11 protein-coding genes are annotated in these 12,584 nt (G+C 68.1%); 5 read left to right on the top strand and 6 right to left on the bottom strand.

The window, feature by feature from the left end; translation table 11 throughout:
* Nucleotides 1-235 precede the first annotated feature (235 nt).
* Together OCUBac02_RS08035 and OCUBac02_RS08040 are read left to right on the top strand one after the other, a co-directional pair.
* On the top strand, nt 236-1,174 hold the full coding sequence (locus tag OCUBac02_RS08035; RefSeq protein ID WP_173044764.1) for a sugar kinase: 939 nt from the start codon (nt 236-238) through the stop codon (nt 1,172-1,174).
* Nucleotides 1,174-2,034: a TIGR01459 family HAD-type hydrolase gene (locus OCUBac02_RS08040; protein ID WP_173044766.1), complete on the top strand. Its 861-nt coding sequence runs from the start codon at nt 1,174-1,176 to the stop codon at nt 2,032-2,034. The genes OCUBac02_RS08035 and OCUBac02_RS08040 overlap by 1 nt, the downstream gene beginning before the upstream one ends.
* Nucleotides 2,035-2,066: 32 nt before the next feature.
* Here OCUBac02_RS08040 and OCUBac02_RS08045 read toward each other — a convergent pair whose 3' ends face one another.
* Nucleotides 2,067-4,415 carry a glycosyltransferase family 39 protein gene (locus OCUBac02_RS08045; protein WP_244639128.1) on the bottom strand — a complete coding sequence of 783 codons (2,349 nt, stop codon included), beginning with the start codon at nt 4,413-4,415 and terminating at the stop codon, nt 2,067-2,069.
* Between the two features lie 31 nt (nt 4,416-4,446).
* Nucleotides 4,447-5,574: a GTP cyclohydrolase II RibA gene (gene ribA / locus OCUBac02_RS08050; protein ID WP_047580787.1), complete on the bottom strand. Its 1,128-nt coding sequence runs from the start codon at nt 5,572-5,574 to the stop codon at nt 4,447-4,449.
* A 267-nt stretch (nt 5,575-5,841) separates the two neighbouring features.
* Here ribA and OCUBac02_RS08055 point away from each other — a divergent pair, with 267 nt between their 5' ends.
* Nucleotides 5,842-6,393 carry a cytochrome b gene (locus OCUBac02_RS08055; RefSeq protein WP_244639129.1) on the top strand — a complete coding sequence of 184 codons (552 nt, stop codon included), beginning with the start codon at nt 5,842-5,844 and terminating at the stop codon, nt 6,391-6,393.
* A gap of 206 nt (nt 6,394-6,599) precedes the next feature.
* Here OCUBac02_RS08055 and OCUBac02_RS08060 read toward each other — a convergent pair whose 3' ends face one another.
* From OCUBac02_RS08060 to OCUBac02_RS08075, 4 genes are read right to left on the bottom strand one after another with little or no spacing between them, the layout of a single operon-like run.
* Nucleotides 6,600-7,439: a small ribosomal subunit Rsm22 family protein gene (locus tag OCUBac02_RS08060; RefSeq protein WP_173044770.1), complete on the bottom strand. Its 840-nt coding sequence runs from the start codon at nt 7,437-7,439 to the stop codon at nt 6,600-6,602.
* Nucleotides 7,439-8,503, bottom strand: coding sequence for a glycosyltransferase family 4 protein (locus OCUBac02_RS08065; RefSeq protein WP_173044772.1), 1,065 nt, complete (start codon nt 8,501-8,503; stop codon nt 7,439-7,441). The genes OCUBac02_RS08060 and OCUBac02_RS08065 overlap by 1 nt, the downstream gene beginning before the upstream one ends.
* Entirely contained in the window at nt 8,500-8,901 is a 402-nt protein-coding gene (locus OCUBac02_RS08070) for a 6-pyruvoyl trahydropterin synthase family protein (protein ID WP_173044774.1), read from the bottom strand. The genes OCUBac02_RS08065 and OCUBac02_RS08070 overlap by 4 nt, the downstream gene beginning before the upstream one ends.
* 36 nt (nt 8,902-8,937) lie before the next feature.
* Nucleotides 8,938-9,957, bottom strand: coding sequence for a zinc-dependent alcohol dehydrogenase (locus OCUBac02_RS08075; RefSeq protein ID WP_173044776.1), 1,020 nt, complete (start codon nt 9,955-9,957; stop codon nt 8,938-8,940).
* Between the two features lie 54 nt (nt 9,958-10,011).
* On the opposite strand from OCUBac02_RS08075, the gene mdoH reads away from it, so the two are divergent.
* On the top strand, nt 10,012-11,826 hold the full coding sequence (gene mdoH / locus OCUBac02_RS08080) for a glucans biosynthesis glucosyltransferase MdoH (protein WP_173044778.1): 1,815 nt from the start codon (nt 10,012-10,014) through the stop codon (nt 11,824-11,826).
* Nucleotides 11,823-12,581, top strand: a complete 759-nt coding sequence (locus tag OCUBac02_RS08085; RefSeq protein WP_173044780.1) for an FkbM family methyltransferase — start codon at nt 11,823-11,825, stop codon at nt 12,579-12,581. The genes mdoH and OCUBac02_RS08085 overlap by 4 nt, the downstream gene beginning before the upstream one ends.
* Nucleotides 12,582-12,584: the final 3 nt, after the last annotated feature.

Below are 12,584 nucleotides of genomic sequence, written 5' to 3' on the forward strand. Positions count from 1 at the left end.
AGCGCTCCCGGTGAAGGTTCAGGCACGGATTCCGGATCTTCGCTTCGCTGCGTCCGGAATGACCCGCGTTCTTCGAAATGCACCCCGCCCGCTCTCTCGCGGATTTCACTTTGCCATTCGATGCAGGGCTTTGATCCTGCATCGGCTTTCCCGAAAACCGCATTCCACTTTTCGGGCCGATGCTCTAGGAAGGCTGCGTTCCCGGCCTTCCCGCGCCATCCGAATGGTTTGAAACGTGACCGACAGCCGCTTCGATCTCCTTTGCCTCGGCGAGCCGCTCGGCGAGTTCAATGCGACCCGCGCCGAGAGCGGTGCCTTCCTGTTCGGCCATGGCGGCGACACCTCGAACTGCGCGGTCGCGGCGGCGCGCCAGGGCATGTCGGTCGGCTATCTCGGCGCGCTCGGCGATGACAGTGCCGGCCATTCGATCCGCGGCCTGTGGAAGCGCGAAGGCGTCGACGACAGCCATGTCGCGACCCATCCGAGCGCGCCGACCGGCCTCTATTTCGTCGATCACGGTCCCTCCGGCCATGTCTTCTCCTATCTGCGCGCCGGCTCGGCCGCGAGCCTCTACGGCCCGCGCGACCTGCCGCGCGACCTGATCCGTTCGGCCCGGATCATCCAGGCTTCCGGCATCAGCCAGGCGATCTCGGCCAGCGCCTGCGACGCCGTGTTCGAGGCCTTCGACACGGCCCGCAAGGCAGGGGTTCTCACCGCCTACGACACCAATCTGCGTCTGAAGCTCTGGCCGCTGACCCGCGCCAGGGCGATCATCCATGCCGCCTGCGCCATGGCCGACATCATCCTGCCCGGCCTCGACGACGCGACGCAGCTCACGGGGCTCAACAATCCCGATGCCATCGTCGATTTCTACCTCGGTCTCGGTGCACGGGTCGTGGCGCTGACGCTCGGCCATGAGGGCTCGCTGGTGGCGACGCCGGTCCGGCGCGAGCGCTTCCGGCCGATCAAGGTCGATGCGATCGACGCGACGGGCGCGGGCGACTGCTATGATGGCGCCTTCCTCGCCGAATACCTGCGCACGGGCGATGCCTTCACTGCGGGCGCCTATGCCAATGTCGCGGCGGCCCTGTCGACGCTCGGCTATGGCGCGGTCGCGCCGTTGCCGCGCCGCGCCGATGTCGAGGCGCGCATCGCTGCGGAGGTCCGTTCCTGATGAGCGTTCCGGTTCTGAAGCGGGCGGGCGATCTTCTCGCCCGCTACGATGTGCTGATCAGCGACGTCTGGGGCGTGGTGCATGACGGGCTCTGGGCGCTGGAGCCGGCCTGCGACGCGTTGATGGCCTATCGCGAGCGCGGCGGCACGGTGGTGCTGCTTTCGAATGCGCCGGGCCCGTCGCAGCAGGTCGCCAACCTCCTCGACGCCAAGCGCGTGCCGCGCGAATCCTGGGACCGGCTGGTCACCTCCGGCGACGTCACGCGGGCGCTGATCGCGCAGAGCCATCACAAGCGCGCCTATCATATCGGCTGGCAGAGCGACCGGGCCGTCTTCGACGGGCTCGATGTCACGCTCGTCGATGAGGACAAGGCCGATATCGTCGTCGCGACCGAGCTCAACGACTACCGCACCGAGACGCCGGAGCAGTACCGGCCGCTGCTGGAGCGCTTCGCCCGGCGCGGCCTGCCCTTCATCTGCGGCAATCCCGATCTCGTCGTGCATGTCGGCGAGGACCTGCTGCCCTGCGCCGGTTCGCTCGCGACGATCTATGAGCAGCTCGGCGGCTCCGTCGCCTGGGCCGGCAAACCCTATGGCCCGGCCTATGATCTCGCGCTGGCGGCGGCGGCCGACGCGCGCGGCGGCCGGTCGGTCGAGCCCGGCAAGGTGCTGGTGATCGGCGATGCGGTCCGTACCGACCTCGCCGGGGCGCGCCTGATGGGCTTCGACAGCCTGTTCATCGCCGGCGGCATCCATCGCGACGAGACGATGCGGGGCGGCGAGGTCGATGCGGCCGGGCTCGCCAGGGTGCTGGACGGTCTCCCCGTCCAGCCGATCGCGGCGATGGGCGCGCTGGCCTGAGGGCAATAGCACGAGGCTTTACCCTGGCTGCGTTACCGGGGCCTGAGCAGATGCGCGGCGATGTCGTGCCAGAGCCCTTGCAGCGGGCGGAAAACGAAGCGCACCGTCGAATTGCCGGGCGGCACGACGACGGCCCGGAACAGGACGTTTGCGCGAAGCAATTCGGCCGGCTGGCCGTCGATCTCGACCTGCCACCAATGGTGCCAGACATCGTTGAGCACGAGATAGCCGCCCCGTGTGGTCTCGACCGCGAGCGTCACGGTCGTGGTGCCGTAGTCGCGAATCGCGACACTGTTTTGCCCAAGCGGGCCGGTCGGCAAGGGCGGAGGATCGCGGTCGAGCAGCACGGTACGGCGCGGGTCGAAATTCCCAGGCCACTCCCCGGTTTTCAGGATCGCGTCGAAATCCGCCTTCCGGGCGTCGGTCACCAGCAGGACGCGCGGCAGGGCGCGCGGATTCTCATAGACGAAAGCGTCCTTCGTCCGGGCGATCTGCCTGAGGTCGCCGGGCTTCAGGCGCTTGTCGATCTGCTCGATGGGGACACCGGTCGCGATGAAGCGCAGGCCGAGCATGTCGGCGAGCAGGGAGCGGTAGCCCGGCATCAGCGGCGAGAAGGTGCGCTGGTCGGGCAGGGCGACATGGTCGCCGGCGCCGGTCGCCTTGCTGTAGAGGCCGAGCCGGAGCGGGTTGTAGCCCAGCGTGTTGTCGAGATCGTGGACGAGGCTGGCATTGGGCCAGTGGAAATCGATGGCGGCGAGCTCGATGCGGTCGCGCCGGTCGGGGCCCATGGTGCGGGCGGTTTCGCGCTTCAGCAGGGCGATGGTGTCGTTGCTGCTGTCCTTGCGCAGCACGTCGTAGGTCTGCGCGGGCAGCGCGGTGGATTCGCTCGGACCATTGTTGACCGCGAGATCGATGGTCAGCGTCGCGGCGAGGACCAGGGTTGCGGCCAGCAGGGAACCGCGCACCGCGAGCCCGCGCGCGGCAATGAGGCCGCCGAGCGAGAGCATGCCGCAGAGCGCCGCGATGACGAGCGGAATGGTCGCGACCGGGATGCGCCCGACCATCCAGGCGAGCCAGAGCGCCAACGCGAGCGCACCGGCGAAGATCAGGGCTTCGAGAGCGATCTGCCAGGGCCGCGCCTTCGGTGCGGTGCCGGTCATGACGAGATGGGTCAGGTAGCCGCCGAGCAGGGCGAGCAGAGCGCCGAGGATAAAGAGCGCATCGGCCGGGCGGCGGTAGAAGCTGATGCCGGGCAGTTCGAACAGCACCCGGAAGGCCGGCGTGTAGCGGCCGAGCGCGAAGAGCAGCACGACGATCGCCGCGACGGTGAGCGGGACGATCTCGCGCCGCCAGAGCGCGCCGCGGACGAGGCCGACCGTGAGGATCAGGCCCATCGGCAGCAGGCCGAGATAGAGCTGGCTCATGTTGCGGGCGAGGAAGAGGCTGAGCGGCCCGAAGCGGGCTTCCCAGGCCGGGCTGGGCGCACCCCAGAAATCGGCGAGCGGACCGGCCGCGCCATAGAGATTGGCGAAGAGCCCGGTGAGCAGCGCCGCCGGATGGAGCGAGCCCTTGCCGGCCTCGACGAAATCGATGACGGGGCGGTTCGATTCCTGCGCGATGAAGGCGGTCAACAGAATCGGGATTGTCGCAACGAGGATGGCGCCGAGCGTTCCGGCAAGGAGCGGCGGCAGGCTGGCGCGGAAGGCTCGCCACGGGCTCCGGGCGATCAGGATCGCGGCGATGGTGAGCCCGGCGAGGACATAGACGCCGAGCAGCGCGACCTGATCGCGCCCCAGCACCATGAAGCCGGAGACGATGCCGGCGGCGAAGCCATAGCCGATCGAGCCGCGCTCCAGTGCCCGCGAGAGCAGGAAGAGCGTGATCGCGAAATAGCCGAGGCTGAGCACCTGCCCGACATGCTGGATGCGCCAGGCCGCAGCCGCCCCGAAGGCAAAGGAGAGGGCCGCTACGACGGCGCCGGCCGGATGCCAGCCGCGATCACGGAAGATCAAAACGATCGACAGCGCTCCGAGAAGCAGCGTGCCGAGCAGGGCGCCGTCGCTCCAGCGGAAATCCGGGGCCGGGTTCAGCGCCGCGATCAGGGCGAAAATGGGCGAGAAGATCAGGGATTGCGGATCGGCGACCTGCGGCGAGCCGGAAAAGACGTAAGGAGTCCAGAAAGGCGAGAGGCCCTTGTGGAAGGCATCGGCGAGGAACTGGAGCTGCGGGTGGAAATGCGCCTTGGCGTCCCAGGGGATCGTCAGCCTGCCCGAGAGCCAGGGCCAGGACAGGGCGAGCCAGGCGATGGATACGATCGCGCAGACGCTGGCGAGCGGCCAGCGTGCGGGAGCGTCGGGAAAGGTATCGTCGGGCGCGGGCATCAGCCTGGCCTGATCGCGAGCGGGAGCAGGGTCAATCCGTGGGGGCGGCGCGCGCCATCAGCGCGTCCATGTCGATGAAATGGCCGGCCCGGTCACGCTTCGATGCGAGATAGCGGACGTTATGGGCATTCGGGCGGCCGAGCACGCGCTGGGTCGCGGCGACCTCGAGCCCGGCTGCCTGGATCGCGCCGATCTTCTGCGGATTGTTGGTGAGTGCCACCACCCGCGAGATGCCGAGCTGCTTGAGCATGGTCGCGGCGAAGTCGAAATGGCGCTGGTCGAGATCGAAGCCGAGGACTTCGTCGGCGTCGTAGGTGTCCCAGCCCTGGCTCTGCAGCTTGTAGGCGCGCATCTTGTTGGAAATGCCGTTACCGCGACCTTCCTGATCGAGATAGAGCAGCACGCCGCCCTCATTCTCGGCCATCCACTGCACGGTTTCGCGGAGCTGGTCGCCGCAATCGCATTTCAGCGAACCGAAGAGATCGCCCGTCAGGCAGGCGGAGTGCAGGCGCACCGGCACGGCCGTCGACAGATCGGGCTTGCCGACGATGATCGCGACCTGATCGCGCAGCCCCTCGCCGCCGCGGAAGACGACGAATTCGGTCTCGGGCGCGCCTTCGAGCGGCACCGGAGCGCGTCCGACGATCTTCAGCGTCGCCGCCTGCTCGGCGCGATAGCCGTTGACGGCCGTAATCTCGACCGCGACGAGCGGCTCGTTCGCGACGGCATCGGCGGTCACGGGCACAAGGATCACGGCCGGCAGCACGAGCGAGAGGCGGGCCAGCTCCAAAGCGGCCTCGTCGAGGGCCGAAGCCGGGGCGACGGGCGCATCCATGCGACCATCGAGCTTGAGCGCGAGCGTCTCGACGCGGGCGGTATCGATGGTCGGCAGGGCGAAGATGCCGGTCTCCAGGCGCCCCTTGGCGCCCAGCCGGCGCAGGCGCGCGGCGCTCAGCACGAGATGGCCGCGGCCCTGCGCCAGCAGGTCGAAGCTGTGGGCGAGGCCAGCGTCGGCGAGTTCGGCGGAGAGGGCCAGCGCCAATCTCTCGCCATCGCGGAGCAGGACCGGACGGGCTGCGCGGAACTCGGCGATCGCCCGTTCGACCTTCACGAGATCCGTCTGGAGGGATGGGCCGAAGAGCGTACGCGACTCAGGCATCGAAAAGTCCGTCAGATTGGGCCGGGGAACGGCCGAGGGAGCGTCCAGGGCACCATCGCGTATCGATATAGGGCCTTGCATCGCGCTCTGCCAGCAACGTGGCGGGCGGGGCGCCGGTTCCATGATCAAAACCGCGTCAGATGGCGTCGGTCGGCAAGCGAAATCGGGAACTTCCGAAGCGTCTCGCATCCTATGGGCGCATGTGCTTGAACGTGAGATGAATGTGGCTTCGGCAACAGGTGAGGAGTCGTGCTTATGGAGGGCGATATGCCGGCAACCCGCGTTTACAGCCCGATCGCCCGGACGTTGCACTGGATCACGGTGGCGGCGGTCTTCGCGATGGTCCCGGTCGGGCTCGCCATGAGCTATCGCGGCAATGTGCTGAATATCTGGGATGGGCTGACGAACGGGCTCTACAGCGCCCATAAGCTCGTCGGTTTCCTGCTGCTCTGGCTGATGGCCGGCCGGCTGGCCTATCGCCTGCTGCATGGCGCGCCGCCGGACGAGCCGACGCTGGCCTGGTGGCAGAAGGCGGTCTCGCATCTGGTGCACTGGCTGCTCTACGGCCTGCTGATCGTCGTGCCGCTGCTCGGCTGGATCGGGGTATCGCTGTTTCCGGCGCTGACGATCTTCGATCTGTTCGACCTGCCGGCGCTGGCGCAGCCCAATGAGGACATGGCCAAGCGCGTGCTCGACATCCATGGCAAGCTCGCGCTGGCGACCGGGGCGCTGGCGCTGATGCATATCGGCGCGGCGCTGCATCACTATCTGATCCTCAAGGACGGGGTGATGCGGCGGATGCTGCCTTGGGTGCGGTAGGGCGAGAGCCACGTTTCCACGGAACTATGCCGTCATTCCGGGGCTTCGCGTCAGCGAAGAGCCCGGAATCCAGAACCGATGCCCCTCCGCGAAAAGCACGGAGGGGCCGTCGAATACAACGCTGAAGGGCGCCGGTTCTGGATTCCAGGCTCAGGCCTTCGGCCTGCCCCGGAATGACGATGTGGTTTCGTGGAGACGGGTCAAGTTCAGATCGGCCGGGCCCAGAGGTCCTGATGGCCGATCATGGCCGACCGGGCCTCGCGCCGCGCCGCAAGCCATGCGGCGAGCGCTTTCGGATCGAGACGGCCGGTCTCGCGAACTGCCTGGGCAATGCCTTCCGCCAGGGCTTCCTGCAAAGGCCGGCGCTTCGCATCGAGCAGCCAGTCGCTATCGCCGCTCGATATGGCGAAGCCAGACTTGCGGAAGGCCTCGGCCATGATTTCGCAGGCATCCGGGCCGGCGGCCGGGCCAAAACCCTTGTCGCGATGCTGGTGATCGGTGAAGGCGGCGTGGATGCCGGCATCGGCCGGATGTTCCGGCAGCCAGGCCTCACGGCCGTCATGGGTGAGCACCGCATAGAGCGGCAGATGCTGGGCGGCCAGCGCGGCGACGAAGCGCTCGATCCAGCGCTTCGAGGCGAGGTCGAACAGCGCGGCGGCGGTGACGAGGTCGGGCTGCCAGCCCAGCACCCATTCGAGGTCCTGGTTCAGGTCGGCCTTGCGGGTATCGACCGTGATCGCCTTGCCGTCCTTGGCGAGCACGAGTTCCTCGCCCTGTTCGCGCGCCTCGTCGGCCCAGTCGATCAGGCGCTCGCGGGCAAAGGCGAGGAGCTCGGCATCGTGATCGACCAGCGTCCAGTGCTGGCGATCGGGCAGGGCGGCATAGGTCCCGCGCAGGTTGGAGCCGGCGCCGCAGCCGAGGTCGAGCACGGAGAGCGAAGCCTTGTCGGCGAAATAGCCGCCGACGGCCGCGAGCACCTGCGGATTGCGCGCCGCATGATCGGCCGGCTCGCGCAAGGCGAGCCATTCCGGAGAGAAACCAGCCATTACCCCACCTTTCGGCTGCTATCACGCAGGCAGGCCTCCGCGACGATGCGCGCGGTCTCGCTCCAGCGCGGCAGATCGCCGGCGGCAGCCCACGCGGCATCGGCACGCTGCCGACGCTCTGCCGGCGCATCAATCAGCCTTGCTAGCGCCTTGGCAAGTGCCGCAGCGTCGCCGGGCGGCACCTTGAGCGCGGCGGCATCGGGCAGGGCCTCGGCCCCGGCGCCGCTCAGCGTCGTGACGATCGGCAGGCCGCGTGCAAGCGCCTCGGTCAATACCATGCCGTAGCCTTCATAGAACGACGACATCACGAAAAGATCCGCTTCGTCATAGAGTTGCGCGAGCCTGCCGGTCTGGACGCCACCCGTCAGCAAGATCCGTTCCGCCAGCCCGGCACGGGCGATTCCGTCACGCAACTCCGCCGCCATTGCCGGAGCGTGATCAGGCGAGCCGGCGATGGTCAGCCTCCAGCGGTGGTCGGTGATCGTGCTCAGTGCCGCGACGAGGATGTCGTAGCCCTTGCGCGGGATCAGCGAGCCGACGGCGAGGAGGTTCGGTGTCTCGCCGTTACCGGAGCCCTTTGCGCGGGGCGCCGGGTCGGTGCCGGGTATGGCGACGGCGATCTTGTCGGTCGGGACGCCGAACTCGGCTTCCAGTATGTGCCTTGTCGCGAGGCTGGTTACCGCGATGGCGCGCGCGTGGCGGAGTGCCAGCGTTTCGCTGCGACACAGCGCCTCTGTCATCTCCGGGCTGTGCCCCGTTTCCAGTGCCAGCGGATGATGCACCAGCGCGACGATGCGATCCGCGAACCTTGCCGCGAGTGCTTCCGGGAAGGCGCCATAGGCGAGCCCATCGATCAGCAGGATGTCGTCGGCTGCGGTTGCGGCGAGGAGCCGTTCCGTTGTGGCGAGACCGGCATCGGTCGGGAAGGGGAACGAGCCCGGCAGGGCGAGATGGCGGGCCTCGATGCCGGCTTCGTGCCATTCTTGGAGCAGGCGCCGGTCGTAGCCGTAGCCGCCTGTCGGCGCATCGATATCGCCGGGGATGGCGAAGACGATACTGCTCACGCGAGCGCGCCCTCGTAGCTGGCGCGGGCGAGATCGGTCTCGTGGAGCGTCACGCGAATCCTGTCCAGCCCCGCGCCATCGGCGCCGAGCGCGCCGGATTTCGCCGCGGCCGCCATGGTGTCGAAGATGTGCTTGCAGAGGAATTCGGTGGTGGTCAGCATCCCTGCGAATTGAGGGAGGACATCGAGATTCTGGTATTTCAGCGGCTTCAGCGTCTCGGCGAGGGTGTCGAGCGCGGCGCCGATATCGACGACGACGTTCTGCTTGTTCAGCGTTTCCCGGAAGAAGGCGACATCGACCACGAAGGTGGCGCCGTGCATGTTCTGCGCCGGACCGAAGAAGGGATCGGGCAGGGAATGGCCGATCATGATGCGGTCGCGGACTTCGACGGAAAACATGCGATCTCCCAAGAGTGGATTGGCGATGCGGCCCGGTCAGGGCTGCGTTTCATAGCAAATCGCGGCGGTCAGGCCAGCGGCGCCGGGTGCGAGCAGGCCGGGCAGGCGCTCGGCCAGGTCGCGGAAGGGGATCTCGTCGGTGATCAACGCATCGAGCCGGTCGTCGGCGAGCAGGGCCATCGCGGCCTTGGCCCGGCGAGCATAATCCCAGCGGGCGCGTCGCGACGCCGATACAAGGCCGACCTGCGATGAGATGAGCTGCAAGCGGCGCGCATGGAAGGCGCCGCCGAGCGCGGCGGGCACGGCGCCTTCGCCAAACCAGCTCAGTTCGACGATGCGCGCCTCGGTGCCCGCTGCCGCGATGGCGGTTTCGAGGCCTGCGGCCGTCGCGCTGGCATGGAAGACGATATCGGCATCGCGGGGCGCGGCGTCGGGAAGGGCAAAGTTGAAGCCCAGTGCAGCGGCGAGCCTGGCCCGGCTTGGCTCGACATCGACGAGCGTGACGTCGGCTCCCGGCAGGCGGGCTGCCAGCCAGGCGACGAGCTGGCCGAGAACGCCGCCGCCGACGATCACGATCCTGTCAGCGGGGCCGGAGCCGGCATCCCAATGGGCGTTGAGCGCCGTTTCCATGTTGGCGGAGAGGATGGCGCGCCGGGCCGGCACCGCATCGGGCACGAGGACGAGCCTGTCGCGCGGGGCGATGAAGCGGTCCTGATGTGGATGCAGGCAGAAGGCGATACGGCCGAGCAGGTCCGGCGGGCCGGCCTCGACGCGGCCGACGGCGCAGTAGCCGTATTTGACGGGGAAGGGAAAGTCGCCCTCCTGGAAGGGGGCGCGCATGCGCTGGTGCTCGGAGCAGGGCACACGACCCTCGCAGACCAGCCGCTCGGTGCCGCGGCTGACGCCGCTCCAGAGCGTCGTCAACATGCAGTCCTCCGACCCGAGAGCGGGCAGGGCGACCTCATTCAGGTTGCATTCACGGGGCGCTGTATACCAAAGCGCAAGAGCCTTGGTCCTTGCGTCAATCACTGTTGCAGGCTTTAGCTCCCGCGCCATTCGCGTCCGATCCCGTCCGTCCGAGCCTGTCTGCCTACCATGACAGAGACCGCCATGAACCAGCGCCCCGCTCCGACCACGTTCCGGCGGGCGGCGCAAGAGGCCGGGCCGAACGGTCTGACCCCGGCCGGGCTGCAGGCGGAAACGGTGCTGCACCGCCGGCGGTTCCTCGTCCTAGCCCTGAATCTCGTCACGCTGGCGCTGCTGTTTGCGGGGCTGGCGCACGTGCTGGGCGCGGGCGGCTGGAGCGTCGCGGATGTCGCGATCTTCGTCGCCTTCCTGTTCGGGGCGCCCTGGACCGTGCTCGGCTTCTGGAACGCGGCGATCGGCCTCTGGCTCTTGCATGGCAAGGCGGACGGGCTTGACGAGGTCGCGCCCTTTGCCGTGGCGGGTGATCAGGCGATGCCGCTCACCCTGCGCACGGCGGTGCTGATGACCTTGCGCAACGAGGACCCGGCGCGCGCCTTCCGGCGGCTCAAGGTCGTCAAGGACAGCCTCGACACGACCGGCGAGGGCGCCTGGTTCGACTATTTCGTGCTGTCGGATACGAACGACCCGGCCGTCGCCACGGCCGAGGAGCAACTGGCCGAGGCCTGGGCGCGCGAACTCGGCGACCCGGCACGGGTAACCTATCGCCGCCGCGATGAGAATGCCGGGTTCAAGGCCGGCAATCTCCGCGATTTCTGCGAGCGCTGGGGCGAGCGCTACGAATTGATGCTGCCGCTCGATGCCGACAGCGTCATGGCGGGCGCGACGATCCTGAGCATGGCCCGAATGATGCAGGCGCATCCGAAGCTCGGAATCCTGCAAAGTCTCGTGGTCGGCATGCCCAGCAAATCGGCCTTCGCCCGCATCTTCCAGTTCGGCATGCGCCACGGCATGCGGCCCTACACCATGGGCTCGGCCTGGTGGGGCGGCGATTGCGGGCCGTTCTGGGGCCATAATGCGCTGGTGCGGATCGCGCCGTTCCGCGAGCACTGCCATCTGCCGGTGCTGCCGGGTGGGCCGCCGCTGGGCGGAGCGGTGATGAGCCATGACCAGGTCGAAGCGACCCTGATGCGCCGCGCCGGCTACGAAGTGCGCGTGCTGCCGGTCGAAGGCGGAAGCTGGGAAGAGAACCCGCCGACCATGCTGGAATTCGCCAAGCGCGACCTGCGCTGGTGCCTCGGCAACCTGCAATATCTCAAGCTGCTCGACATTGCAGGCCTGAAGCCGATGAGCCGCTTCCAGTTGGTCTGGGCGATCCTGATGTTCCTCGGCCTTCCGGCCTGGACGCTGATGATCGCGCTCCTGCCGCTGAAGGTCTTGGAGGACCGGGGGATCGCCGACTATCCGGTCGTGCCGGCTGCCGGGCTCTATCTCCTGTTCCTGGCGATGTATCTTTCGCCGAAGCTCGCCGGCTTTGCCGACATCCTGCTCACGCAGGGCGGTGTCGCACGCTATGGCGGCAAGGCGCGGTTCCTGGCGTCGGCCGCGATCGAGCTCGTGTTTTCGTTCCTGCAGGGTGCGGTCTCGAGCTTCCGGACGACGCTGTTCATGATCGGGCTCGTTTTCGGTCGGGCGACCATCGGCTGGAACGGGCAGGCGCGAGACGCCCATGCGCTGTCCTTCGCCACGGCCTTCGCGGGCCTGTGGCCGCATCTGCTGTTCGGCGCCTGGCTCTTCGTCACTTTGGGCTTGATGGCGCCTTCCGTGTTGATCTGGTCGCTGCCGCTCACCGCGGGCTACGTGTTGGCGATTCCCTTCGCCATGCTGACGGCGGCGCCGGCCTGCGGTGCCTGGCTGGCGCGACGCGGGCTTTGCGGCATCCCCGAGGATTTCGACCTGCCGCCGGTGCTTGACGCGATCCGCGAAAGGCAAGCCGCATGAACGCCGTCACCTATCCCAAGGGAACGGTGAAGGCGCTCTCGCGCTCCCTGCGCGTCTACCACGGCGACAAGGAGCGCCATGCGGCGATGGACCGGCTCTACCGGGCCTTTCTGGCGTCAGGCGATCTCGCCTTCGATATCGGCGCCCATGTCGGTGACCGGGTCTCCTCCTTCCGCCGGCTCGGCGCGCGCGTCGTGGCGCTGGAGCCGCAGCCCGGTCCGGCCCGCGTCATCCGCCTGATCCACCGGCGCGATCCGTTGGTGATTCTCGTCGAGGCGGCCTGCGCCGATCGTGAGGGCTCGATCGGGCTCAGGATCAACAGCGCGAATCCCACCGTCTCGACCGCCTCGGCCGCCTTCATCGGTGCTGCCGAAGGTGCGGGCGGTTGGGAAGGGCAGGTCTGGGACCATGAGATCACGGTGCCCTGCACCACGCTCGACCGCCTGATCCAGCGCTACGGCCTGCCGAAACTGCTCAAGATCGATGTCGAGGGCTTCGAGGCTCATGTGCTGGCCGGGCTGACCAGGGCCGTGCCGGTAATCTCCTTCGAGTTCACGACGATCCAGCGCGATGTCGCCGAGGCCTGCCTCGCGCTGCTGGAAACGCTCGGCCCCTACCGCTTCAATGTCGCCATCGGCGAAAGCCAACGGCTGGAACTCGCTGAGCCGGCGAGCGCGGAAGCGATGGGCGACTACCTGCGCGGCCTGCCGCATGAGGCCAACTCGGGCGATGTCTACGCCATCCTGACGGCCTGAGAC

Source organism: Bosea sp. ANAM02, assembly GCF_011764485.1.
Lineage (GTDB): Bacteria > Pseudomonadota > Alphaproteobacteria > Rhizobiales > Beijerinckiaceae > Allobosea.